The organism is Kitasatospora sp. NPDC051984 (genome assembly GCF_044593455.1).
GTDB lineage: Bacteria > Actinomycetota > Actinomycetes > Streptomycetales > Streptomycetaceae > Kitasatospora.
The window spans coordinates 1-23,462 of sequence record NZ_JBIUCB010000005.1 but is presented as its reverse complement, the minus strand read 5'-3'; the positions used below and the strand labels follow the sequence as shown (position 1 = coordinate 23,462).

Here is a 23,462-nt window from a genome sequence, read left to right as displayed (position 1 = left end):
CACCGTAGGGGGCGCGCCAGGGCTCTGACCAGCGAATATCAGCGGTAGGCGGACTCGCCGGTGATGGCCTCGCCGAGGACGAGGGTGTGGATCTCGGAGGTGCCCTCGTAGGTGAGGACGGATTCGAGGTTGTTGGCGTGGCGCAGCACGGGGTAGGCGGTGGTGATGCCGTTGGCGCCGAGGATGGTGCGGGCGGTGCGGGCGATCTCCAGGGCGGTGCGGACGTTGTTGAGCTTGCCGAAGGAGATGTGGGCGGGCTGGGCGCGGCCCTCGTCCTTGAGGCGGCCGATCCGGACGGCGACCAGGTAGGCCTTCTCCAGCTCGAGGGCCATGTCGACGAGTTTCTGCTGGGTGAGCTGGAAGCCGCCGATGGGGCGGCCGAACTGTTCGCGGTCGCGCGCGTAGTCGACGGCGGCCCGGAAGCAGTCGTGGGCGGCGCCGACGGTGCCCCACAGGATGCCGTAGCGGGCTTCGCCGAGCGAGGAGAGCGGGGCGCGCAGGCCGCGGGCGTCGGGCAGCATCGCCTCGGCGGGCAAGCGGACGGCGTCGAAGGCGAGTTCGCTGGTGACGGAGGCGCGCAGGGAGAGCTTGCCGGGGATGTCGCGGGCGGTGAAGCCGGGGGTGCCCTGCGGGACGAGGAAGCCGCGCACGCCGTCCTCGGTGGCGGCCCACACCACGGCGACGTCGGAGACCGAGCCGTTGGTGATCCACATCTTGGCGCCGTCGAGGATCCAGTCGGTGCCGTCGCGCCGGGCCCGGGTGCGCATCGCGGCCGGGTCGGAGCCGACCTCGGGTTCGGTCAGGCCGAAGCAGCCGACGGCCCGTCCGGCGGCCAGCTCGGGGAGCCAGCGCAGCTTCTGCTCCTCGGAGCCGAAGGCGTGGATGGAGCGCATGGCGAGCGAGCCCTGCACCGAGACGAAGCTGCGCAGCCCGGAGTCGGCGGCCTCGAGTTCCATGCAGGCGACGCCGTACTCGGTGGCGGTGGAGCCGGTGCAGCCGTAGCCGTCGAGGTGCATGCCGAGGACGCCGAGCTTGCCGAGTTGGGGGGCGATCTCGCGGACCGGGAAGGTGCCCTGTTCGAACCAGTCGGCGAGGTGCGGCCGGATGTGCCGGTCGGTGAAGGCGCGCACGGTGTCGCGGATCAACCGCTCGTCGTCGGTGAGCAGTTCGTCGACGCCGAGCAGGTCGAGCGGGTCGGGGCGACGGGAGGCGGAGTCGGGGGTGGTGGCCATCGGACGGGCTCCTCGGAGGGTTGCGCGGAACGGGCTACCGAGGAGTATGCCGCCCGTCGGGCCCGGAGTCTTGACGCGGACAGGGCGAGCTGATTCCCTGTCAGATCAGGAAACTTTCCTAACAGTTGAGCGGTCGGGCGACCCCTCGCCCCGCCGCGTCCGCGACTCCCGGAACGGTGACCCATGGCCATCCCCGCCCCCGCCCGTCCGCTGCTCGCCCTCGCCGTCACCGCCGCGCTGTCGGCCGGCGCACTCGCCCTGGCCCCGGCCGGGCAGGCCGCCTCCCCCGACCCGGTCGGCCTCAACGCCCCGTACGAGTACCTGGGCTGGGGCAGCCCGCAGGACCCGGTGCAGGTGATGCAGGCCACCGGCGCCACCCAGTTCACGCTGGCCTTCATGCTCTCCGACGGCGGCTGCAACCCGAAGTGGGACGGCTCCCGGGCGCTCACCGGCGGCAGCGACCAGCGCACCATCGACGCGATCCGCGCCGCCGGCGGCGACGTGCTGGTCTCGTTCGGTGGCTGGGACGGCAACAAGCTGGGCGAGAAGTGCAGTTCGGCCTCCGCGCTGGCCGGCGCGTACCAGAAGGTGATCGACGCCTACCGGCTGAAGGCGATCGACATCGACATCGAGAACACCGAGGCGTCCAACGCGACGGTCCGGCAGCGGGTGATCAGCGCGCTGAAGACCGTCAAGACCAACAACCCGGGCCTGAAGGTGTACGTCACCTTCGGCACCACGCCCTCCGGCCCGGACGCAGCCGGCACCGACCTGGTCAAGAAGGGCGCGGCGGCCGGCCTCGCGGTGGACGGCTGGACCGTCATGCCGTTCGACTTCGGCGGCCACAGCGGCGCGATGGGCACCGTCTCCACCCAGGCCGCCGACGGTCTGAAGAACGCGGTGGCGAGCGCCTACGGCTACGACTCGGCGACGGCGTACAAGCACATCGGGATCTCCTCGATGAACGGGAAGACCGACGAGGCCGACGAGACGGTCTCCACCGCCGACTTCACCACCATGCTGAACTACGCCAAGGCCCACCACCTGGCCCGGTTCACCTTCTGGGCGGTCAACCGTGACCGCCCGTGCCCGTCCGGCACCTCCGCCGGCGACACGTGCAGCGGGATCGGCCAGTCCGCCTACGCGTTCACCAAGGTCATCGCCTCCTACCACGGCTGATGCCGCGTCGGCCCGCGCCACCGTGGGGGATGGCGCGGGCCGACACACACGTCCGCAGCCGCGGGAATGCCCGGGGCCCGTGGAAGGCTGACGGGACCAGGAGGTGTCCCAACCATGGCGGACAGCAAGAACGAGCAGGGCTGGCGGACCGAGCACGACTCGATGGGCGAGGTGCGGGTGCCGGCCGCGGCCAAGTGGCAGGCGCAGACCCAGCGCGCGGTCGAGAACTTCCCGGTGTCGGGCCAGCGCCTGGAGCGCGCCCACATCGCGGCGCTGGCCCGGATCAAGGCGGCGGCGGCGACCGTGAACGCGCGCCTCGGCGTGCTGGAGGAGCCGGTCGCGGCAGCGATCCGGTCGGCGGCCGAGGAGGTCGCGGAGGGCCGCTGGGACGCGGAGTTCCCGGTGGACGTGTTCCAGACCGGCTCCGGCACCTCGTCGAACATGAACACCAACGAGGTGATCGCCACCCTGGCGAGCGAGCGCCTGGGCCGCCCGGTGCACCCGAACGACCAGGTCAACGCCTCGCAGTCGTCCAACGACGTGTTCCCGTCCTCGATCCACATCGCGGCCACCGGGGCCGTGGTGCACGAGCTGATCCCGGCGCTGGAGCACCTGGCGGGGGCGCTGGAGGCGAAGGCCGGGGAGTTCGCCGAGGTGGTGAAGTCCGGCCGCACGCACCTGATGGACGCCACGCCCGTCACCCTCGGCCAGGAGTTCGGCGGGTACGCGGCGCAGGTCCGCTACGGCGTGGAGCGGCTGACGGCCGCCCTGCCCCGGGTCGCCGAACTGCCGCTCGGCGGAACGGCGGTGGGCACCGGCATCAACACCCCGCCCGGGTTCTCCGCCGCGGTGATCGCCGAGGTCGCGCGGGCCACGGGGCTGCCGCTGACGGAGGCCCGCAACCACTTCGAGGCGCAGGGCGCGCGCGACGGCCTGGTCGAACTGAGCGGCCAGCTGCGTACGGTGGCCACCGGCTTCACCAAGATCGCGAACGATCTGCGCTGGATGGGCTCCGGCCCGCGCACCGGCCTGGGCGAGATCAACCTGCCGGACCTGCAGCCGGGTTCCTCGATCATGCCGGGCAAGGTCAACCCGGTGCTGCCCGAGGTGGTGCTGATGGTCGCCGCACAGGTGATCGGCAACGACACCACCGTCACGGTGGCCGGCGCGAGCGGCAACTTCGAGCTGAACGTGATGCTCCCCGTCATCGCCCGCAACGTGCTGGAGTCGGTGCGCCTGCTGGCGAACGCGGCCCGCCTGCTGGCCGACCGCACCGTCGACGGCATCACCGCGAACGCGGAGCGCACCCGCGAGTACGCGGAGTCCTCCCCGTCGGTGGTCACCCCGCTCAACCGGTACATCGGGTACGAGGAGGCGGCGAAGGTCGCCAAGCAGTCCCTCGCCGAGCGCAAGACCATCCGCCAGGTCGTGGTGGAGCGCGGCTATCTGGATCGCGGTCTGCTCACCGAGGCCCAGCTGGACGAGGCGCTCGACGTGCTGCGGATGACCCGGCCCGCATAAGGGCCTGCGAACAGAGGTCCGCCCCGGCGATGGGCCGGGGCGGACGTCTGGTCACGCGACGCGTCAGTGCCGTCGCCGCGAGGCCGCGCCGGAAGCTCCGGCGAACACCATTCCGACCGCGGCCAGGGCCAGCAGCGTCATGACGCCGCCCGTGATCGTGTTGGTGAGGATGGTCCGGCGGATGTGAGCTCCGCCGTTGACGGCCCAGGGCGCGATGATCGTCCACACGCCGATGACCGCGCAGGCCCAGGCGCGTGCGTGCGTGCGGCCCCATGCCGGGCCGTAGCCCGCCATCAGGACGGTGTAGGCGATACCGAGCACCAGGTTGCTGATAGCCAGGTTGGTGAAGCCGCTGAAGCCGACCACCCACGGCGAGATGGCGAGGAACAGACCGGCGCAGATCGCCAGTGCCTCCGTCCCCTGCCCCGCGTTCGTGGATGTCGCCCGTTCGGCGTGTTCACGCATCTCCAGGATGTCCGGGTGATGCTCCATGCCCGACGGCAGCTGGGTAGACACCTGGATCACCTCCTCGTTGTCAGGCCAATGCGAAACCACTTGGCCGGTACCCGGTCTGAGGTGAAACTAACGCTATCGGCCGGTTAATCCTTATTTTTTACTTATCACCCGTTCTGTCCTGTTCGGTGCCCTGCCGTCCCGACCTCTCCGCTCCCTCCCCGCGCGCGTACGGTGGAGAACGGAGAGGTTCCCTCATGCACTTCACCGACCGGACCGAAGCGGGACGCCGACTCGCCGCCGCACTCACCGACACCCCCGCCAGGGCCGCCGACGCGCGGAACGCCGTCGTGGTGGCGCTGCCCCGCGGCGGGGTGCCGGTGGCGGTGGAGGTGGCGGCGGCCCTGGGGGCACCGCTGGACGTGTGCGTGATCCGCAAAGTGGGGGTGCCCGAGCAGCCGGAGCTGGCGATGGGCGCGGTCGGCGAGGACGGCGCCCGGGTGGTGAACCAGACCGTGGTGGACATGGCCGGCATCACGCCCGAGCAGTTCGCGGCGGTCGAGGCCCGTGAGCGCGCCGAGCTGGCCCGCCGCGCCGCCGCGTACCGGGAGGGCCGGCCGCCGGTGCCGCTGACCGGGCGCACCGTGCTGGTGGTGGACGACGGGGTGGCGACGGGTTCCACGGCGCTGGCGGCCTGCCGACTGGTGCGGGCCCGGGGCGCGGCGCGGGTGGTGCTGGCGGTGCCGGTCGCCCCGTCCGACTGGACGTCCCGGCTGGCCGGCGCGGCGGACGCGTTCGTCGCGGTGCACACCCCGTCCCGGTTCATGGCCGTCGGCGAGTTCTACCAGGACTTCCGGCAGACCACGGACGACGAGGTGCTGGCGGCGCTCGAACAGGCGAACCGGCCGCGGCACTTGACGGTGGCCACCCACGAACTGGCCTTCCCGACCGGCCCGGCCGCCATCGCGGTGCCCGAACACCCCATCGGCGTCGTGCTGTTCGCGCACGGCAGCGGCTCCGGCCGGCGCAGCCCGCGCAACCGGCAGGTCGCCGAGCGGCTGCACCGGGAGGACCTGGCCACGGTGCTGTTCGACCTGCTGACACCGAGCGAGGCCGAGGACCGCTGGAAGGTGTTCGACCCGGGCCTGCTGGGCGGCCGCCTCGCCGAGGCGACCCGCACGGTGCGCCGCCACCCGCCGCTGGCGGGGCTGCCGTTCGGCTACTTCGGGGCGAGCACCGGCGCCGCCGCGGCGCTGTGGGCGGCGGCCGAACGGGACGCCGAACCGGGCGCGATCGTCTCCCGCGGCGGCCGCCCGGACCTGGCGCGGGCCCGGCTGCCGCTGGTGACGGCGCCGACGCTGCTGATCGTGGGCGGCGCGGACCAGGACGTGGTGGAGTTGAACCGGCAGGCCCGCTCCGAGCTGCGCTGTGAGAGCGAGCTGCAGGTCATCCCCGGTGCGGGCCACCTGTTCGAGGAGCCGGGGGCGCTGGAGGCGGTCGCCGACCTGGCCGCGCGGTGGTTCGCCGGACACCTCACGGTGCGTCAACCTGGAGGGGATCGGCCCGAGCACTGAGCAATCCGCCCAGTGGGAGCGGCCCCGAGCTGCTCACCTTGTACACATTGAGCAGCCGGAATCGGACCTGTTGCCCACCTCACCGAGCTAGAGGAAGCTCCTCGCAACCCGACTCGACGTGGAGGAACGCACCAATGACCACCGACGCCGCTGTTGAACTGACTCCCGAGGAGCTGGCGGCCGGACTGACGGCCGAGCAGCTGCGCACTCTGGTGGGCCTGGTCGAGTACGACGCCTCGACCGACCCGTTCCCGGTGACCGCCCAGGACGCGGTCGTCTTCGTGGTCGGCAACGCCACCCAGACGGCGCAGTTCTACCAGGCCGTGTTCGGCATGGAACTGGTCGCCTACTCCGGCCCGGAGACCGGCCGCCGCGACCGCAAGGCCTTCGTGCTGCGCTCCGGCTCCTGCCGCTTCGTGATCAAGGGCGGCGTGCTGCCGGACAGCCCGCTGCTGGACCACCACCGCCGCCACGGCGACGGCGTCGTGGACCTCGCCATGGAGGTCCCGGACGTGGACAAGTGCATCGAGCACGCCCGCGCCCAGGGCGCCACCATCCTCGAGGAGCCGAACGACGTCTCCGACGAGCACGGCACCGTCCGCCGCGCCGCGATCGCCGCGTACGGCGAGACCCGCCACACCCTGATCGACCGCTCCCGCTACCACGGCCCGTACCTGCCGGGCTACGTCGCCAAGGAGTCGACCGTGGTCCGCCCCGAAGGCGCGCCGAAGCGGCTGTTCCAGGCGCTGGACCACGCGGTGGGCAACGTCGAGCTCGGCAAGATGGACGAGTGGGTGTCGTTCTACAACCGGGTGATGGGCTTCGTGAACATGGCGGAGTTCGTCGGCGACGACATCGCCACCGACTACTCGGCGCTGATGTCGAAGGTCGTCGCCAGCGGCAACCACCGGGTGAAGTTCCCGCTGAACGAGCCCGCGATCGCGAAGAAGAAGTCGCAGATCGACGAGTACCTCGAGTTCTACACCGGCCCGGGCTGCCAGCACATGGCGCTGGCCACCAACGACATCCTCACCACCGTCGACGTGCTGCGCTCGCGCGGCGTCGAGTTCCTGAACACCCCGGACTCGTACTACGACGACCCGGAGCTGCGCGAGCGGATCGGCAAGGTCCGCGTCCCGATCGAGGAGCTGAAGTCCCGCGGCATCCTGGTGGACCGCGACGAGGACGGCTACCTGCTGCAGATCTTCACCAAGCCGATCGGCGACCGGCCGACCGTCTTCTACGAGTTCATCGAGCGGCATGGTTCGCTGGGCTTCGGCAAGGGCAACTTCAAGGCGCTCTTCGAGGCGATCGAGCGCGAGCAGGACCGGCGCGGCAACCTCTGACGGGCAGTCGGTAACCAGGGCGACGAGGGAGAAGCGGGACGATGGCGTACTACCGGCAGCTGGGCTCGGTGCCACCCAAGCGGCACACCCAGCACCGCACCCCCGAAGGGGGCCTCTACTACGAGGAGTTGATGGGCGAGGAGGGGTTCTTCTCGGACTCCTCGCTGCTGTACCACCGGCACATCCCGTCGGCGGTCACGGCCGCCGCGGTGTGGGAGCTGCCGGACCAGTCCACCACCGCCAACCTGCCGCTGCTCCCCCGTCACCTGAAGCTGCACGAGCTGTTCCCCGGCCAGGAGTGGAAGTCGGCGGACGTCGTCACCGGCCGCCGGCTGGTGCTCGGCAACGCCGACGTGCGGATCTCCTACGTCGCGGCCGGCGCGCCCAGCGACCTGTACCGCAACGGGCTGGGCGACGAGTGCGTGTACCTCGAGTCGGGAACCGCCGTACTGGAGTCGGTCTTCGGCACCCTGACGGTCGGCCAGGGCGACTACGTGATCATCCCCCGGGCCACCACGCACCGCTGGGTGCCGACCGGGGACGAGCCGCTGCGCGCCTACTGCATCGAGGCGAACAGCCACATCACCCCGGCCCGCCGCTACCTCTCCAAGTACGGGCAGCTGCTGGAGCACGCCCCGTACTGCGAGCGCGACCTGCGCGGCCCCGAGGGCCCGCTGCTGGTCGAGGGCGGCGAGGTGGACGTCCTGGTCAAGCACCGCGGCCCGGGCGGCGTGGCCGGCACCCGCTACACCGTGCCGGACCACCCGTTCGACGTGGTGGGCTGGGACGGCTGCCTCTACCCGTACGCCTTCAACATCGCGGACTTCGAACCGATCACCGGGCGGGTGCACCAGCCGCCGCCGGCCCACCAGGTGTTCGAGGGCAACAACTTCGTGATCTGCAACTTCGTGCCGCGCAAGGTGGACTACCACCCGCTGTCGATCCCCGTCCCGTACTACCACGCGAACGTGGACAGCGACGAGGTGATGTTCTACTGCGGCGGCAACTACGAGGCCCGCAGGGGCTCCGGCATCGGACAGGGGTCGATCTCGCTGCACCCGGGCGGCCACACCCACGGCCCGCAGCCGGGCGCGTACGAGCGCTCGATCGGCGTGGAGTTCTTCGACGAGCTGGCGGTGATGGTGGACACCTTCCGCCCGCTGGAGCTCGGCGAGGCCGCCACCGCCAGCGAGGACCCGAACTACGCATGGACCTGGGCGAGGCGATGAACGTACCCGAGCTGTACCGGGGGCTGTTCGACGACGCGGCGGTCTTCCCGCCCGGCGACCTGCCGCTGGCCGAGGCCGTCCCCGCGCACCGGGCGCACCGCGCCGCCCCGTACGCGGGGGCGGTGGGCCCGCTGCTCGCTCCGGTCGACAAGCTGGACGAACTCGCTTCGGCGGCACCGGAGTTCCCGATCGTGGTGACGGTGCCGACCGGCCGGCTGGCGGAGGCGCTGAAGGCCGCGGCGGGCCTGCCGCTGGCGGGCGTGGAGTACCTGGCCGGCGCGGACGTGCGGGCGGCGGTGGCGGAGCTGGACGCGCTGCTGCCGGACGGCGTCGGCGCGGCCGTCGAGGTGTCTCGCTCTTTCACGCTCTCCGATCTGGACGCCCTGGCGGGCACCCGCTACCGCGCCAAGTACCGTACCGGCGGCCTGAGTTTCGCGGCGTTCCCGAGCGTCGCCGAGCTCGCTTCCTTCCAAGTGGCTTGCGCCGAGCGGGAGTTGGCGTACAAATGTACGGCCGGCCTGCACCACGCCGTCCGGCACACCGACCTCGGCACCGGTTACGAGCACCACGGTTTCCTCAACGTGCTGCTGGCGGCCGGGAGTTCGGACCGGGCCGAGGCCACCGAGCTGCTCGCCGAGCGCGACGGGGCCCGGCTGGCGACCGCCGTGCAGTCGCTGACGGAGCACCAGACCGCGCGGATCCGCTCCGCGTTCACCGCCTTCGGCACCTGTAGCATCGCCGAGCCGTTGGAAGACCTCGCCCGACTCGGCCTCCTGGAGAACTCTTGACCACCACCACCTGGCTCGATCTGCCCGCGGACTCGCCGTTCGGCGTGCACAACCTGCCCTATGGCGTGTTCACCGCCCCCGACCGGCCCGGCCGGCGGATCGGCGTGCGGATCGGCGAGCAGGTGCTGGACGCCGGCGCGGCCGCCCGCGCGGTCGGCAGCCCGTCCGAGCTGCTGGAATCCGGAACGCTCAACCCGCTGATGGCGGCGGGCCGTTCGACCTGGCAGTCGGTGCGCGCCGCGCTCACCGAGTGGCTCACCGACCCCGCCCACCGGGCGGCCGTCGAGCCCTGCCTGCTCGACCTGGCGGACGTCCGGCTGCACCTGCCGTTCGAGGTCGCCGACTACGTCGACTTCTACGCCTCCGAGCACCACGCCACCAACCTGGGCAAGATCTTCCGCCCGGGTTCGGAGCCGCTCACCCCCAACTGGAAGCACCTGCCGATCGGTTACCACGGCCGCTCCGGCACCATCGTGGTCTCCGGCACCCCGGTGACCCGCCCACACGGCCAGCGCAAGGCCCCCGCGGACCCGGCTCCCTCGTTCGGACCGAGCCGCCGCCTCGACATCGAGGCCGAGGTCGCGTTCGTCGTCGGCACGCCCAGCGCCATGGGCACGCCGGTCGCGCTCGCCGACTTCGCCGAGCACGTCTTCGGTGTCTGCCTGCTCAACGACTGGTCGGCGCGCGACATCCAGGCCTGGGAGTACGTGCCGCTCGGCCCGTTCCTCGGCAAGTCCTTCGCCACCTCGGTCTCCCCCTGGGTGGTCCCGCTGGAGGCCCTGCAGCACGCCCGGGTCACCCCGCCGGCCCGCGACGTCGAACCGCTGCCGTACCTCGACGACCGCGACGCCGAACCCTGGGGCCTGGACCTGGCGATCGAGGTCGCGCTCAACGGCCGCACCATCTCCCGCCCGCCGTTCGCCTCCATGTACTGGACCGCCGCCCAGCAGCTGGCCCACCTCACCGCGAACGGCGCCAGCCTGCGCACCGGCGACCTGTACGCCTCCGGCACGGTCTCCGGCCCCGAACCGGACACCCGCGGCGCGCTCATCGAACTGACCTGGAACGGCGAACACCCGCTCAAGTTCCCCGACGGCACCACCCGCACCTTCCTGGAGGACGGCGACGAGGTGTCCATCAGCGCCACCGCCCCCGGCCCGGGGGGGCTGCGGGTCGGCTTCGGCGAGGTCACCGGGCAGATCGTCGGCTGATCTGTCTCACTCGGGCTGCGGGTGCGTCAACGGCGCGCCCGCAGCTCGCCGCTGTTCGGGTGAGAGTCCCGCCCGCTCTTTGACCGAGCCGGCCCGGTACCGTGCACCGGAAGATCGTCGTACTTTTCTCGAACTTTCCGGGACGGAGCGGTGGCAGCAATGACGGACACCCCCCAGGACGTGTTGATCGAGCGGACCGGCCGCACCGGCCGGATCACCCTCAACCGCCCACGCGCCCTCAACTCGCTGACCCACGGCATGCTGGAGACCGTCCGCGCCGCGCTCGACGCCTGGGCCACGGACGACCGGATCTCGGCCGTTCTGCTCACCGGCGCCGGCGAACGCGGGCTGTGCGCCGGGGCCGACATCCGCGCCATCCACGACGACGCCAAGCTCGGCGGCGCCGGCGGCCGGGCGTTCTTCCGCGTCGAGTACCCCCTCAACGAACTGATCTCCCGCTACCCCAAGCCGTACCTCGCGCTGATGGACGGCATCACCATGGGCGGCGGCGTCGGCCTCTCCGCGCACGCCGCGATCCGGATCGTCACCGAACGCACCGCCGTCGCCATGCCCGAAACCCGCATCGGCCTCGTCCCCGACGTCGGCGGCAGCCGCCTGCTCGCCCTCGCCCCCGGCGAACTCGGCACCCACATCGGCCTCACCGCCGCCACCATGACCGCCGGCGACGCACTGTACTGCGGCTTCGCCGACCACTTCGTCCCGTCCTCCGCGCTGCCCTCCCTGCTCTCCGCCTCCGACCCCGTGGCCGCGGTCGCCGCTCTCGCCCAGCCCGCCCCCGCCTCCGAACTCGCCTCGCAGCGCGAGTGGATCGACCACTGCTACGCCGCCGACAGCATCGAGGAGATCCTCGACCGCCTCCACGCCACCGGCCTCCCCGAGGCCAAGGAAGCCGTCGAACAGCTCCTCGCCAAGTCCCCCACCATGCTCAAGGTCACCCTCGCCGCCCTGCGCCGGGCCCGTTCCCTGCCCTCGCTGGCCGCCACCCTCGAACAGGAGTACCGGATCTCCTGCGCCGCCCTCACCCACCACGACCTGGTCGAGGGCATCCGCGCGCAGGTCGTCGACAAGGACCGCAACCCGCGCTGGAGCCCCGCGTCGCTCTCCGAGGTCACCGCCGCCGACGTCGCACGCTTCTTCGGGACCCCCGAGGGCGGAGACCTGTCTTTGCCGAGGTGACCATCGTCTCGCCTGTCGAGACTGGCATCCGGGGCGGCGTTCCGAGATCGTATCCACCGTCAGTGTTCCGCTCAGCGTGGAGAGGATTTGCGGCGATGACCGAGTACGAGACGATCCTGGTGGACCGCAAGGGCCGGGTCGGCATCATCACCCTCAACCGCCCCAAGGCGCTCAACGCGCTCAACACCCAGCTGATGACCGAGGTGGTGGCGGCCGCCAAGGCCTTCGACCGCGACCCGGAAATCGGCGCCATGGTGATCACCGGCTCCGAGAAGGCCTTCGCGGCCGGCGCCGACATCAAGGAGATGCAGGACAACCGCTTCCCCGACGTCTACCTCGACGACTGGCTCGGCCCGTGGGACGAACTCGGCCGCCTCCGCAAGCCCGTCATCGCCGCCGTCGCCGGCTACGCCCTTGGCGGCGGCTGCGAGTTGGCCATGCTCTGCGACATCCTGATCGCCGCCGACACCGCGAAGTTCGGCCAGCCCGAAATCAAGCTCGGCGTCATCCCCGGCATCGGCGGCTCCCAGCGCCTCACCCGCGCCGTCGGCAAGGCCAAGGCCATGGACCTCTGCCTCACCGGCCGCATGATGGACGCCGAAGAAGCCGAACGCGCCGGCCTGGTCTCCCGCATCGTCCCCGCCGACCAGCTCCTCCCCGAAGCCTTCTCCGTCGCCGAGACCGTCGCCGCGATGTCCCTCCCCGCCGCCGTCATGATGAAGGAATCCGTCAACCGCGCCTTCGAAACCACCCTCGCCGAGGGCGTCCGCTTCGAACGCCGCCTCTTCCACGCCGCCTTCGCCACCGCCGACCAGAAGGAAGGCATGACCGCCTTCGCGGAGAAGCGGCCGGCCTCCTTCACCAACAAGTAGCCGCAGCAAGAGGGCTCGCTCCGCCCCCGGCAGAAGGCGTTGGCGGAGCGGGTCCGCGGCTAGCGCTGCAGCCACCTCAGCGCTTCGTCGGCAGTGCGGCACAGGTTCTCATCCGCGTGGGTGGTCAAGGCCCGAATCCGGGGCACTGTCCCGGGCTCGTCCGGCCAGAGCAGTGCGAGCAACTTGACGGCCTGCACCTTGAGCAGTGGCTGATCTTCCGCTTCGAGGGTCTCTCCGATCACTCGCCATGCCTTGTCCGGGGACTGAGCCGCCATATGGGCAGTGACAATGCTTCGAGCGGTGGCGCCCTCCTCCGCCGTGGCGATGGCGGCGATGACACGGCAGGTGTCGTCGTCAGGCCACGTATCGGCCAGTGCCCACAACGCATCCTCCCGGATCGGCGAATCGGGGTCGGAGAGCGCAGCCGTGACGGCTGCGCGGCTCTTCTCGTCGGGCCAGCGATCCACCAGCGCCCTCAATGCCGTGCCACCGACAAACGATTCGGGGGCGGAGAGCGCCTTCACCACAAGCGCGCGGCTCTCCTCGTCGGGCCAGCGATCCACCAGCGCCCTCAATGCGGTAGCGACGACAAACCGTTCGGAGTCGGAGAGCGCGTCCGTCACCAACGCGCGACTTTCCTCGTCGGGCCACCGCTCCGCCAACACCCGCAACGCCACTTCACGAACAGACGATTCGGCATCGGAGAGCGCGTCCGTCACCAGAGCACGGCTCCCCTGGTCGGGCCACCGCTCCGCCAACACCCGCAACGCCACGTCACGAACAGGCGATTCGGCGTCAGTGAACGCCTCCGTCACCACAGCACGGCTCTCCTCGTCGGGCCACCGCTCACCCAACACCCGCACCGCCGAACCACCGACCGGCTGCTCAGGGCTGGAAGCCCAGGCGATCACAAGGGCTCGGCTTTCTTCGTCGGGCCACCGCGCCCCCAGCACCTCCAACGCGGCCCCCCGGGGCTGCTCGGGGTCGAGGAGCGCGGACATCACCACAGCACGGCTCTCCTCGTCGGGCCACCGCTCACCCAACACCCTCAAGGCAGTTGCGCGGGGCTGCTCGGGGTCGAGGAGCGCGGACATCACCAGAGCACGGCTCTTCTCATCGGGCCAGCGCTCACCCAGCACCCTCAACGCCGAACCACGAACGAGCTCCTCGGAATCGGAGACCGTGTCGGTCACCAGAGCACGGCTCTTCTCGTCGGGCCACCGCTCACCCAGCACCTCCAACGCCGTGTCACGGACAAACCACTTCGGATCGGAGACCGCGTCCGTCACCAGAGCACGGCTCTTCTCGTCGGGCCACCGCTCGCCCAGCACCTCCAACGCGGCACTGCGCAGGTAGTAGTCCCATGGGTGACGTGCTTGCTTGGCCGACTCGGCCTCGTCCCGGCTGAGAGCCGCCGCCACGCTGCTGGCCGAGTACATGCTTCGGACGGTTGAGTGCGCGTAGTACCAGCGCAGGAACCGGTCCCGGTCCACCCAGAAGCGGTCGAACGTCGCCAGGGCGGGCAGCGCAGCCCTGACGTCCAGGAACCCGGCGCGATTGAATCCACCGATCAACGCATCGATGACGGCGCGACTCTGGGCTGCTACGGACGAATCGGGGTCTCCGTCCCGGGAACCGGACCGGAGATCGGTCTCGTCCACTTCCGCCAGGGCCCGGATCGCCAGCATCAGCATCGAGGTGTCCCCGCGCCCGTCACGCTCTCGGTGCCGGCGGAGCAGCAGGGCGATGAATGACGCAACCTGACGGTGGCTGAGCCCGCCGACCAGCAGGAGCAGGACCTCGTGCCATGTCGGGTCTTCGGCCCGTCGTCCCAGGAGTTCGAGCAGTTCCTCCCGGCTCATCCCCTCCTTGAAGACCCGCTCCCGAAGGTCCTCGGCCGCGAGGTACTCGAGGAACGCGCGGTGGACGAATCCGTAGACACCGTCGCCGAAGTGGGCCAGCAGGAAGTTCCGCACCCGGAGACGCTGGACGAGGTGCTGCGCAGCGATCTCGGTCGAGGAACGGGAAAGGCTGGTCGACTGCTGCAGGAAGTCGCTGATCAGGCCGATGAGTTCGGTGTCCTTGAGGTACGTGCCGGCTGAACTGCCCGTTCCCTCCTGCATGTGGCGGGCGATGCGTTGCAGGAGCCGGCGGCGATTGCGGGGCTCGAGCCACTCCAAGGCTTCCACTGCGCCGCTGGAAGCCGGGGCGTGCGGGGTGAGGAACTTCGCCCCGCTGTCCCACTGTTCGGTGAGCACGTCCACGGCGTGGGCGTAGACCGCACGTCGTTCCCGGGGAATGGTCCGACCCAGGCCCACGGACGCGAGGATGGTCAACAACAGTGGGTTCCCAGCGAGTTCGGCGACGGCTCGCACTCCACGGACCGCGCCCAGCAGTCGCTGGGTCAACTGGGAGGAAAGAGAGGGCTTTTCGGGGTGCGCGGCACAGTACCAGCGGCGGATGAACTCCTCCACCTGCGGGCGGGTCAAGTCCTGGAGGATCACCTGGGTGAAGCCGGCGGAGGCGAAGTCGTTGGACCGATAGCCGAATTCGCGCGAGGTGACCACCGTTCGCACCTGCGGGTGGTCCGCGGCGAAGGCTGCGATCCGACGGGCGGTCTCGGCCCGGATCTTCGGGTCGAAGATCTCGTCGAGGCCGTCGAAGAACACCGCAGCCCGGCCGGTGGCGAGGAGTTCGTCCAAGAGCCGTCGGGTGATGCCCATCCGGTCCTCGTTGTTCGCATGGTCCAGGAAGTCTTCGAGGCAGCGATCGCGCCAGCGCTCCTCCGCGAGGTGACGGAGCTCCACCACGACCGGCACCAGCCCTGCCAGTGGGGCGAGTTCGGGTGGCATCTCCTCCATCGCGCCGGCCAGCGCGAGCGCCGCGTACTTCGAGAGAGTCGATTTCCCGGCACCGGGGTCTCCCAGGACCACCAGCCGTCGGCCCGCCTCGCCGGCCAGGACCTCCAGGACGGGCCTGGCGGGCTGCGAGTGGTACGACATGCGCAGCCTGGTGGCGTCGTCGGCTGCCAGGCCGGGCGGCAGTTCGGCGTCCGGCACCTTGTCCGCGAAGAGGAGTCGGCGCACCTCGCCAGGGACATGGGACAGGTAGGCGCGGCACTGCTGCGGCATGAAGACCTGCCGGATCTCGATCGCCGGCTGTTCGCCCGACCGGCTGGTGGGGCCGAGGACGTCGAGGTTCAGCCGCCGGTGCACCACGCGGACCCGCTCCAGGTAGGGCCCCACCGCATCGGTGAGTTGGGATGCCGTCTCCACGCGGATCGCTCGAGTGCCCGCTCGCTCGGCGCGGGCATCCTCGACGAGCCGTCGCCAACGGCCCGCCTGGCCGCCCATCCACCTGCGGTCGACCTCACCCGTACCGGTCAGGGAAGGGGCACCGGCCCACGAGGACCACACCGCCACCACTGCCATCAGCACGTCCAGGTTGTGCGGGATGCGGGCGTCGTGGGCCCGGTCGTCCGGGGGAAGCCATTCGCTGATCCGCTGGCCGGCGAAAGTTTCCGTTCCGGGCAGTCCGGTGACGCGAACGGCCTTCTTCAGGTCCGTCTGACTGCACGCCCGGTTCCAGCGCTCCTTGAAGCCCTCCTCGGCCTCTCCTCGCAGCCCCGCCAGCGCCAGCCGCAGCGCCAGCTTCTTCGGCCCCATCTCCAACGGTCACTCCCTCGCCCACCCGACCAGCTGTAGATGAGCAGGGTAGAGGCACTCGCCGGTCAACCGAGTGTCAACGGCAGGCCCGTGATCGGCTCCGACCGAATTCGACCATTCGGTTCCAGTTGTCGATCTCAGGGCGAATCGACGTGCCGACGGATCCTCGCGTCCACCTCGGTACCGTCTTCGTCGCTCTGCCCGCGCCGGCCGGTGTGCGCCAACCCACCGGACCGGCTGGTCAGTCCCGGCGGAACTCGACCACCCGGCTGTTCCGATCGACGTCCACGTGGACCGTTCCGCTGCCGAGCGCGTAGGTGAAGCGTCGGCGGCCGCCCTGCCCGCCGTGGGGGGCGAACTGAGGTTCGCCGGTGGCGGCGGGGGACCACTGGGCGAGGAAGCGGTCGGCGGCTTCGCGGGCCTGTTGCTCGGTGGCGGGGCCGGGGTCGGGCTCGTCGGGGAGGAATCCGCCGTCGAGGCTGAGCAGCAGCCCGGACGGCCAATCCAGGGTGAAGAACTGGTGCTCGCCGGTGACGACCACTCGCTCGATCCCGGGGCCGTCCAGCTGGTACTGCACCGCGACCACCCTGCTACCGGGGCCGAACAGCAACTCGGCGTCCCGGGCGGCGAGTTCGCGCTGGTGGCCGGTGGCTGCCGAGGCTCCGATGGCGGCCGTCGGCTCCAGCACCAGGAAGTGCAGGGCCAGTACCGGCGCCCCGAGCGCCACGGCGAGGGCAGAGCCGAAGGCCAACTCCCGCCTGGCGGGCCGTATCCGGCGGCGCTGGACGAGGCGCACGGCGCAGCCGAGCAGTACGCCGGCCAGGCCGCCGAGCGCGTTGGCGGCGAGGTCTCCGCTGTCGCAGGCGCGGCCGATGAACGGGAGCATGCCCTGGACGGTCTCGGTGACGGCGGTCAGGGCCAGGACGGAGACCGCCACCAGGGCGGGGCGGCCAAAGGCCAGGACGGCGAACAGGCCGATCGGGACGTACATCAGCAGGTTGAGTTGGCCCTGTTCCGCGCCGAGGGTGAAGGCGAGGTCGGCGCCCCAGGTGCAGGACGGGTCCTGGCTGCCGCCGGGTCCGGTGGGGTAGAGGGTGGCGGCGAGTTCGCCGGCCAGGGCGACACCGAGCAGCACGGTGGGCCACCGGGGGAGGCTCCGCCGGGTGGCGAGCTTCCACCCGGCGGGGCCGAGCAGCAGGGCCAGCACCAGGAAGGCCGGGATCAGGACGACGTTGTTGTTCAGGACCGCGCCGATCATTGATGCTCCGTCAACCTTCGTTGGTTACAGTCGCGTTGGACCGTACACGACTACTGGATGATACGGGCCAGCCCGGCCCTGGTGGCCGCGACGACGATGTGGTCGCCGGGGGTGAGGCGGCGGGAGCGGTCGGCGAAGTTCCACTGGTAGGCGTCGGCGCGGCGTTGCAGGCGGACGGAGACCACGCGGACGCCGCCGGTGGATTCCAGGTCGCCGATGTTGCGGCCGTCCAGCGCGGAGCCTTCCTCGACGGTGAGTTCGGCGATCAGCAGGACGTGGCGGAACACCGAGAGGGTGCCGAGGACTTCGCGGCCCATCAGGGCGGCGGCGAAGGCGGGGGCGGCCAGGTAGGAGACCGAGCGGGAGGCGACGTTGCCGAGGGTGGCGTACACGTGGTGGGCGAAGTCGTCGTCGAACAGGCGGACCACGATGCGGACTTCGGGCCGAACCGCGCGGGCTTCGAGGGCGGCTTCCAGGTTGGCGGCGTCGTCGGAGGTGACGGCGGCGACGGCGCGGGCGTGCTTGACCCGAGCCTGCTTGAGCTGGGCCTCCAGGGGGCCGTCGCCGATCAGGACGGGTATGCCGAGGGCGCGGGCGGCGGCGATGCCGCGGGCCTGCGGGTCGCGTTCCAGGCAGACCACGGGCAGGCCGGTGGCGTGGATCAGGGTGGCAACCCGGGTGCCGACGTTGCCGAGGCCGACCACGATGACGTGGTCGCGGGTGCGGGCGCCGGGCGGGCGGGGCAGGCCACGGCGTCCGCTGGCGAGGGCTTCGACGGCGATGGCGGTGACCAGCGGGACGAAGGTGATGCCGCAGAAGGTGATCAGTACCTGGGCGGCGCGGGCCCACGGGTCGCCGAGGGCCTGGTCGGTGGGCAGGTCGGGTTGGGCGGCGCCGGCCGCGTCGAGCAGGGTGGAGTAGAGCGTCCAGCCGAGGCCGGGCGGGTGCTGGGTGCGGTAGTAGAGCACGGCTGCGCCGACCACGATGGCGGCGAAGGCAGTGATCAGGATGACCCGCAGCCGGGTGTTGGTGAAGTACTTGAGGCTGTCCAGCAGCCACCACTTGGCCCGGTTGCGCCAGGGCTGGCGGAGGGCCGGTTCGGCGTCGAGGGGTTGCAGGGCGGCGAGGCCGCCGGATTCGGGGGCGGGGGCGAGGTCGGGGCGGCCGAGTTCGATCGGGCCTTCGCCGCTGCCGAAGCGTTCGGCGATCCGGATGAAGTCTGCGGCGCGGCCGCCGGTGTCGGGCAGCAGCCGCAGCTGGGTGAGGTCCTGACGGTCGATCCGGTCGGCGACCAGGCACAGTTGGTTGCTGTGGATGTCCTCGTCGTAGGCGACGTACAGGTGGCGTCCGCCGACCTCGACGGAGTGCGGGCGGCCGAGGGCGCCGTTGGCGAAGGCCGGTGCGGCGGTGGCGGAGGCGGACAGGGCCGCGCAGTTGGGGAGGAGCTTCTCCAGGTGTTCGCCGAGCCGCTGGTTGAAGATGCGCAGCACGATCCGGACGCCGTGGTTGCGGTTCTCGGCGGCCATCGCGGCGTGGATGTTCTCCTGGTCGGTGCCGTCCATCAGCGCGATGCCGCGGGCCCGTTCGACACCGGCCGCGCCGAGCGCCTCGCCGGTCAGCGTGGAGTACTCCAGTACGGCCGCCACACCGGGTAACTCGGCTATCGCCGGCCCGTATTCGCGCGAGCGGTCGGGCAGCACGGCGACCACCGGCACTTCGTACTGCTCGGTGAGTTCGAGGATCAGTCGGTAGGCGATCGAGTTGCCGCCGCAGACGATGTAGTGCCCCTCGACCGGCCCGCCCTCGCCACCGTTCGGTCCTGTCCTGTCGCTGTCCCCTGTGTCGGCCGTGCCGGCCGCGGCCTGTGGGCTCCCCCGCCCCTGATCAGTCATAGCGTCAGATGGTAGACGCCCCGTCAGGACACCAGGGTGAACAGACGGTATCGGATCCGCACCGGGAGATTGCCCCGTTCGGCGTAGTCCGCCGCGCCCGGAGGCGGGGCGGGCGTCGAGGCTGGAAGCGATCCCTGTTTCGCAGCGGCAACCCCGGAGGAGCCATGGCAGACCCCTATCGGACCGACGACAGTCCCGGCCTGGTCGGACCGTTCCAGCAACTGGCCCGGATGGCCTGGCAGGTGGTGCTGGCGGGCGGTCTGATCTCGTTGGCGCTGGGAATCATGATCCTGGTGTGGCCGAAGCAGACGCTGTGGGTGGTCGGCGTGCTGTTCGGCGTGTACCTGGTGGTGATCGGCATCGTGCAGGTGGTCGCCGCGTTCGGTACGCACGTCGCGACGGCGCTGCGGGTGCTGGCGTTCGTCAGCGGCGCGATCTGTGTGCTGCTGGGCCTGCTGTGTTTCCGGTCGGCCGCCCAGTCGATCCTGCTGCTGGCCCTGTGGATCGGCATCGGCTGGCTGTTCCGCGGCATCACGCACCTCTCCGCGGTGGCCTCCGACCCGCTGATGCCGGCCCGCGGCTGGCAGGGTTTCGTCTCCGTGCTGTACATCCTGGCGGGCATTCTGCTGATGGTGTTCCCTGCTCACTCGATCACCGCGCTGGCGATCCTGGCCGGCGTCGCGCTGCTGGTGGTCGGCGTGACCGAGGTGGTCGCGGCGATGCGGATCCGCGGCGCCGCGAAGCTGTACCCGCGCGAACTCTGAGACGCTGTCGGCACGTTGGGCCCGCCGGGGACGCTCCCGGCGGGCCCTTCGTCACATCGGCTACCGGGCGGGCTGCTCGGGGGCGAGCGAGTTGCCGGCGGGGATGCGGCCGCAGTCGCTGGGCGCGGTCCTCCCGGCGAACCGGTCGTTCAGGTAGCCGACGGCGGTGGGTGCCCACGGGACGGCCGCGCCGAGGTGGCTGAGCAGGTCGTACTGCTGGTAGGTGATCCGGCCGTTGCCGGTGGCGCAGTACTGCCGGGCCAGCGCGCGGACGTCGCCGGCCACCATCACGCCGTCGCCGGTGCCGATGCCCGGCAGGTTGGACCAGGTGCCCTCCAGGACGCCGGCGTTGCCCTGGGCGAGGTAGCCGGGGGCTGTGGGGGTGGCGGCCGAGCCGAGGTTGACCTTGTTGACGGCGGCCAGGAACGGGGGGACCGAGTTCGGGTCGGAGTACTCCGGCCTGGCGAGCTTCTTCCAGGTCAGGCCGGGGTACTGGCCGAGCGCGTTGACGATCGACGCGTCCTGCATCTTCGCGTACACCTGCTTGCCGTAGTCGCTCAGGTACGGCGTCAGGTCGAGGTCGTAGGCGCGGGCGACGCCGATGATCGCCATCGGGATGACGCCGGGCCACACCACCCCGCCGTCCACGTACCTCAGGTTGTGCGCGGGGTCGACCAGCAGTCCGCCCTCGGCGAAGCCGACCAGGCGGCGGTTGACGTCCGGCGCGTAGCCGGGGGCGAGGGCGGCGGCCCAGTTGGTGGCGATCGCGCCGCCGGAGTAGCCGAGCAGGCCGAACCGGGTGTTGGCGTTCATGCCGGTCGCCGCGGAGGCGGAGACCGCGCGGATCGAGTCCAGCGTGGTGGTGCCGTACTCGGGCCCGGCGGCGAAGTCGGCGGTCTGGCCCTCGGTGTCGGGGATCACCACGTCGTAGCCCTGCAGCACGAACGGCACCACGAACAGCGCCTCCGCGTTGGGGATCGCCCCGCCGAGGGTGAGGCCGCCGGCGATCGCCCGGGACGGGCCGTCGGCCGGGTTCAGCGAGTCGTAGAACGACTGGTACGACACCGCCTTCGACCCGTCACTGCCCAGCCCCCGCACCACGGTGGTCACCCCGGCGGACGGGCGGCCCTGCGCGTCGGTGGTGCGGAACAGCAGCTGCACGGCCTGCACCGGGGTCGGTATGCCCAGCAGGTGGTACGACAGGGTGCGGGTCTTCAGCACGGTGCCGGGGGCGAACGAGGACAGCGGGGCGCTGCCGTCGTACGCGTAGAAGGTGTCCGTGGCCGCGGAGGCGGCCGTGGCGGTGACGGCGGCCGTGGCAGCGACGGCGGGGGCCGCGGTGGCGAGAGCGGCGGCGGCGAGGGCGGTGGCGATCGTCCGGGCTACGGCTCGGTACATGGCTCTCCCGTTTCTGACGGTTCCGGCTGGGGGACGGGGCGCGACCTGACGGGGGGTCGAGGGGGGATCGCGCGAGTTACCTACGGGTAGGTAACCTCCGGGGAAACCATCATGGACGCGTCGACCGGCCACGTCGCCGGGCCGCTGCACAGAGATTCGCGAGGTGGATTGTGACCGCGCCCAACGCCCAACACTCCGCCCCCGAACCACACTTCGACGGCACCCCGGTCCACCAGCGGCTGCTCGCCCTCGCCCCCGAACTCGCCGCCGAAGTCACCACCCGCCTGCTCGACCGCCTCCCCGCCTACCACGCGCTGCCGCCCGAACAACTCCGCGGCGAGATCACCCGCCAGGTCGAACGCGCCATCCGGGCCTTCGCCGACGTCATGCGCACCGGACGGCCGCCCGGCGAGGACGAACTCGCCCGCATCCGCGAATCGTCCGCGCGGCGGGCGGACGAGGGCGTCCCACTCGAATCCGTCGTCGGCGCCTACCACCTCGGCGCCCAACTGTGCGCCGCCCGCCTGCTCACCGCCGCCGCACCCGCCGACCTGCCCGACATCGCCACCGCGCAGGACCGCCTGCTCGGCTACCTCCACGCCGTCAGCTGCGAGGTCGCCGCGGGTTACGTACAGGAACGGCAGGCCGCACTCGGCGACGAACAGGTCGCCCGGCAAGCCCTGCTCTCCCGCCTGCTCGAGGGCGGCGACCCGCATACCGCCGCCGACCGGGCCGGCATCCGGCTCCCCGCCCGCTACGTCGTGCTCTCCCTCGCCATCGGACCGCACCCCGACGAATCCCGCCCCGGCGTCAACCGCTCGGTCGCCGCCCGACGCAAACTCCGCCGCCTGCGCGCCGAGTTGGAGCGCCGCAACCCGGACGGCGTCCCGCTCGCCGCACTCGCCGCCGACGGGGGAACAGTGCTGCTGCCCGCCGCCCCCTTCGAACGGGACGCGCTCACCGCCCTGGTCGAACGGCTCGCCCGGGCCTGCGGCGCACCGCTGATCGCCGCCGCGACAACCGCGCCGCCCGCCGCGGTGGCCGACGCCGTCCGGCTGGCCGCCGAGATCCGGCAACTCGGCCGCGGGCCCGGCCTGTACCTGCTCGACGACGTCCTGCTCGAATACCAGCTCAGCCGCCCCGGACCGGCCCGCGACGCCCTCGCCGCGCTCCTCGCCCCGCTCACCGGGCGTCCCGAACTCCTCGACACCCTCCGGGCGTTCCTCACCTGCGGCCTCGACCGCCGCCGCACCGCCGCCCACCTCCTCGTCCACCCCAACACCGTCGACTACCGCCTCCGCCGCACCGCCGACCTCACCGGCCTCGACACCACCCGTGGCCCCGACCTCCTCACCCTGCACGCCGCCCTCACGGCCCACGACACCGTGCTCTGACGCACCCCACCCGCCAACCGCACTGCACGCAACTGGCGGGGAGAACGGCGATGCAGGCGCCACGCCCGGAACGGGTCGGGCGGCGGCACACGCGCTGCGCGCGGGGCGGAAGAAGCGGCGGCACAAGCGCTGCGCGCGGCCGGTGCGGAAGAACAACAAAGCAGGAGCGACGCGCGGGGCAGGGCAGGCAGCGGCACACGCGCTGCGCGCGGCAAGCGCGGGAGAACAACGAGGCTGGAGTGCGCGCGGCGAGCGCGGGAGCCGCAGGGCAGGCGCTGCGCGCGGCCGATGCGCGGGAGCCGCAAGGCAGGCGCTGCGCGCGGCAAGCCCGAGAGCCGCAGCGCGGGCGCTGCGCGCGGCAAGCCCGAGAACCGCAGGGCAAGCGCTGCGCGCCGCAAGCCCGAGAACCGCAGGGCAAGCGCTGCGCGCCGCAAGCCCGAGAACCGCAGGGCAAGCGCTGCGCGCCGCAAGCCCGAGAACCGCAGGGCA

The 23,462-nt window shown here is 71.6% G+C and carries 17 protein-coding genes; 11 read left to right on the top strand and 6 right to left on the bottom strand.

Annotation, left to right across the window (positions count from 1 at the left end; genetic code table 11):
- Window positions 1-38: 38 nt before the first annotated feature.
- The gene (locus tag ACIHEI_RS11555; RefSeq protein ID WP_396606441.1) at window positions 39-1,232 is read right to left on the bottom strand and encodes an acyl-CoA dehydrogenase family protein; all 1,194 of its coding nucleotides are present in this window, start codon (window positions 1,230-1,232) and stop codon (window positions 39-41) included.
- A 183-nt stretch (window positions 1,233-1,415) separates the two neighbouring features.
- Here ACIHEI_RS11555 and ACIHEI_RS11550 point away from each other — a divergent pair, with 183 nt between their 5' ends.
- Window positions 1,416-2,411 carry a chitinase gene (locus ACIHEI_RS11550; RefSeq protein ID WP_396606440.1) on the top strand — a complete coding sequence of 332 codons (996 nt, stop codon included), beginning with the start codon at window positions 1,416-1,418 and terminating at the stop codon, window positions 2,409-2,411.
- A 114-nt stretch (window positions 2,412-2,525) separates the two neighbouring features.
- A complete protein-coding gene (locus ACIHEI_RS11545; protein ID WP_396606439.1) occupies window positions 2,526-3,932 on the top strand; it encodes a class II fumarate hydratase in 1,407 nt (468 codons plus the stop codon).
- Between the two features lie 63 nt (window positions 3,933-3,995).
- Here ACIHEI_RS11545 and ACIHEI_RS11540 read toward each other — a convergent pair whose 3' ends face one another.
- Window positions 3,996-4,448, bottom strand: coding sequence for an SPW repeat protein (locus ACIHEI_RS11540; RefSeq protein WP_392944747.1), 453 nt, complete (start codon window positions 4,446-4,448; stop codon window positions 3,996-3,998).
- 194 nt (window positions 4,449-4,642) lie between these two features.
- On the opposite strand from ACIHEI_RS11540, the gene ACIHEI_RS11535 reads away from it, so the two are divergent.
- The 7 genes from ACIHEI_RS11535 to ACIHEI_RS11505 all read left to right on the top strand — a co-directional run bounded on the left by ACIHEI_RS11535 (window position 4,643) and on the right by ACIHEI_RS11505 (window position 12,602).
- Entirely contained in the window at window positions 4,643-5,959 is a 1,317-nt protein-coding gene (locus ACIHEI_RS11535) for a phosphoribosyltransferase family protein (RefSeq protein WP_396606438.1), read from the top strand.
- Between the two features lie 134 nt (window positions 5,960-6,093).
- Window positions 6,094-7,305, top strand: coding sequence for a 4-hydroxyphenylpyruvate dioxygenase (gene hppD / locus ACIHEI_RS11530; RefSeq protein WP_387635100.1), 1,212 nt, complete (start codon window positions 6,094-6,096; stop codon window positions 7,303-7,305).
- 41 nt (window positions 7,306-7,346) lie between these two features.
- Window positions 7,347-8,534, top strand: a complete 1,188-nt coding sequence (locus ACIHEI_RS11525; protein ID WP_396606437.1) for a homogentisate 1,2-dioxygenase — start codon at window positions 7,347-7,349, stop codon at window positions 8,532-8,534.
- The gene (locus tag ACIHEI_RS11520) at window positions 8,513-9,322 is read left to right on the top strand and encodes a hypothetical protein (protein ID WP_392944752.1); all 810 of its coding nucleotides are present in this window, start codon (window positions 8,513-8,515) and stop codon (window positions 9,320-9,322) included. Before ACIHEI_RS11525 ends, ACIHEI_RS11520 begins: the two co-directional genes overlap by 22 nt.
- Entirely contained in the window at window positions 9,319-10,533 is a 1,215-nt protein-coding gene (gene fahA / locus ACIHEI_RS11515) for a fumarylacetoacetase (protein WP_396606436.1), read from the top strand. Before ACIHEI_RS11520 ends, fahA begins: the two co-directional genes overlap by 4 nt.
- A gap of 159 nt (window positions 10,534-10,692) precedes the next feature.
- Window positions 10,693-11,730 (top strand): enoyl-CoA hydratase/isomerase family protein, encoded by a 1,038-nt coding sequence (locus ACIHEI_RS11510; RefSeq protein WP_396606435.1) that lies wholly within the window; start codon window positions 10,693-10,695, stop codon window positions 11,728-11,730.
- 95 nt (window positions 11,731-11,825) lie between these two features.
- Window positions 11,826-12,602, top strand: coding sequence for an enoyl-CoA hydratase (locus tag ACIHEI_RS11505; RefSeq protein WP_387635113.1), 777 nt, complete (start codon window positions 11,826-11,828; stop codon window positions 12,600-12,602).
- A 59-nt stretch (window positions 12,603-12,661) separates the two neighbouring features.
- Here ACIHEI_RS11505 and ACIHEI_RS11500 read toward each other — a convergent pair whose 3' ends face one another.
- From ACIHEI_RS11500 to ACIHEI_RS11490, 3 genes are all read right to left on the bottom strand, one after another.
- Window positions 12,662-16,267, bottom strand: coding sequence for a HEAT repeat domain-containing protein (locus ACIHEI_RS11500; RefSeq protein ID WP_396606434.1), 3,606 nt, complete (start codon window positions 16,265-16,267; stop codon window positions 12,662-12,664).
- A gap of 241 nt (window positions 16,268-16,508) precedes the next feature.
- Window positions 16,509-17,525 (bottom strand): VanZ family protein, encoded by a 1,017-nt coding sequence (locus ACIHEI_RS11495; protein WP_396606433.1) that lies wholly within the window; start codon window positions 17,523-17,525, stop codon window positions 16,509-16,511.
- Window positions 17,526-17,575: 50 nt separating this feature from the next.
- Window positions 17,576-19,417 (bottom strand): NAD-binding protein, encoded by a 1,842-nt coding sequence (locus ACIHEI_RS11490; RefSeq protein ID WP_396606432.1) that lies wholly within the window; start codon window positions 19,415-19,417, stop codon window positions 17,576-17,578.
- Between the two features lie 164 nt (window positions 19,418-19,581).
- On the opposite strand from ACIHEI_RS11490, the gene ACIHEI_RS11485 reads away from it, so the two are divergent.
- Window positions 19,582-20,181, top strand: a complete 600-nt coding sequence (locus ACIHEI_RS11485; protein ID WP_387859471.1) for an HdeD family acid-resistance protein — start codon at window positions 19,582-19,584, stop codon at window positions 20,179-20,181.
- A 60-nt stretch (window positions 20,182-20,241) separates the two neighbouring features.
- Here the strand turns inward: ACIHEI_RS11485 and ACIHEI_RS11480 are convergent, their stop codons facing one another.
- Complete coding sequence (locus ACIHEI_RS11480) at window positions 20,242-21,579, bottom strand: lipase family protein (protein WP_396606431.1); 1,338 nt, start codon at window positions 21,577-21,579, stop codon at window positions 20,242-20,244.
- A 170-nt stretch (window positions 21,580-21,749) separates the two neighbouring features.
- On the opposite strand from ACIHEI_RS11480, the gene ACIHEI_RS11475 reads away from it, so the two are divergent.
- Window positions 21,750-22,973, top strand: coding sequence for a PucR family transcriptional regulator (locus ACIHEI_RS11475; RefSeq protein ID WP_396606430.1), 1,224 nt, complete (start codon window positions 21,750-21,752; stop codon window positions 22,971-22,973).
- Window positions 22,974-23,462 lie beyond the last annotated feature (489 nt).

Bases quoted from the DNA above. Each gene is read 5' to 3' on its own strand.
- ACIHEI_RS11555 (WP_396606441.1), bottom strand. From the start codon at position 1,232: ATGGCCACCACCCCCGACTCCGCCTCCCGTCGCCCCGACCCGCTCGAC.
- ACIHEI_RS11550 (WP_396606440.1), top strand. From the start codon at position 1,416: ATGGCCATCCCCGCCCCCGCCCGTCCGCTGCTCGCCCTCGCCGTCACC.
- ACIHEI_RS11545 (WP_396606439.1), top strand. From the start codon at position 2,526: ATGGCGGACAGCAAGAACGAGCAGGGCTGGCGGACCGAGCACGACTCG.
- ACIHEI_RS11535 (WP_396606438.1), top strand. From the start codon at position 4,643: ATGCACTTCACCGACCGGACCGAAGCGGGACGCCGACTCGCCGCCGCA.
- hppD (WP_387635100.1), top strand. From the start codon at position 6,094: ATGACCACCGACGCCGCTGTTGAACTGACTCCCGAGGAGCTGGCGGCC.
- ACIHEI_RS11525 (WP_396606437.1), top strand. From the start codon at position 7,347: ATGGCGTACTACCGGCAGCTGGGCTCGGTGCCACCCAAGCGGCACACC.
- ACIHEI_RS11520 (WP_392944752.1), top strand. From the start codon at position 8,513: ATGGACCTGGGCGAGGCGATGAACGTACCCGAGCTGTACCGGGGGCTG.
- ACIHEI_RS11510 (WP_396606435.1), top strand. From the start codon at position 10,693: ATGACGGACACCCCCCAGGACGTGTTGATCGAGCGGACCGGCCGCACC.
- ACIHEI_RS11505 (WP_387635113.1), top strand. From the start codon at position 11,826: ATGACCGAGTACGAGACGATCCTGGTGGACCGCAAGGGCCGGGTCGGC.
- ACIHEI_RS11500 (WP_396606434.1), bottom strand. From the start codon at position 16,267: ATGGGGCCGAAGAAGCTGGCGCTGCGGCTGGCGCTGGCGGGGCTGCGA.
- ACIHEI_RS11495 (WP_396606433.1), bottom strand. From the start codon at position 17,525: ATGATCGGCGCGGTCCTGAACAACAACGTCGTCCTGATCCCGGCCTTC.
- ACIHEI_RS11490 (WP_396606432.1), bottom strand. From the start codon at position 19,417: ATGACTGATCAGGGGCGGGGGAGCCCACAGGCCGCGGCCGGCACGGCC.
- ACIHEI_RS11485 (WP_387859471.1), top strand. From the start codon at position 19,582: ATGGCAGACCCCTATCGGACCGACGACAGTCCCGGCCTGGTCGGACCG.
- ACIHEI_RS11480 (WP_396606431.1), bottom strand. From the start codon at position 21,579: ATGTACCGAGCCGTAGCCCGGACGATCGCCACCGCCCTCGCCGCCGCC.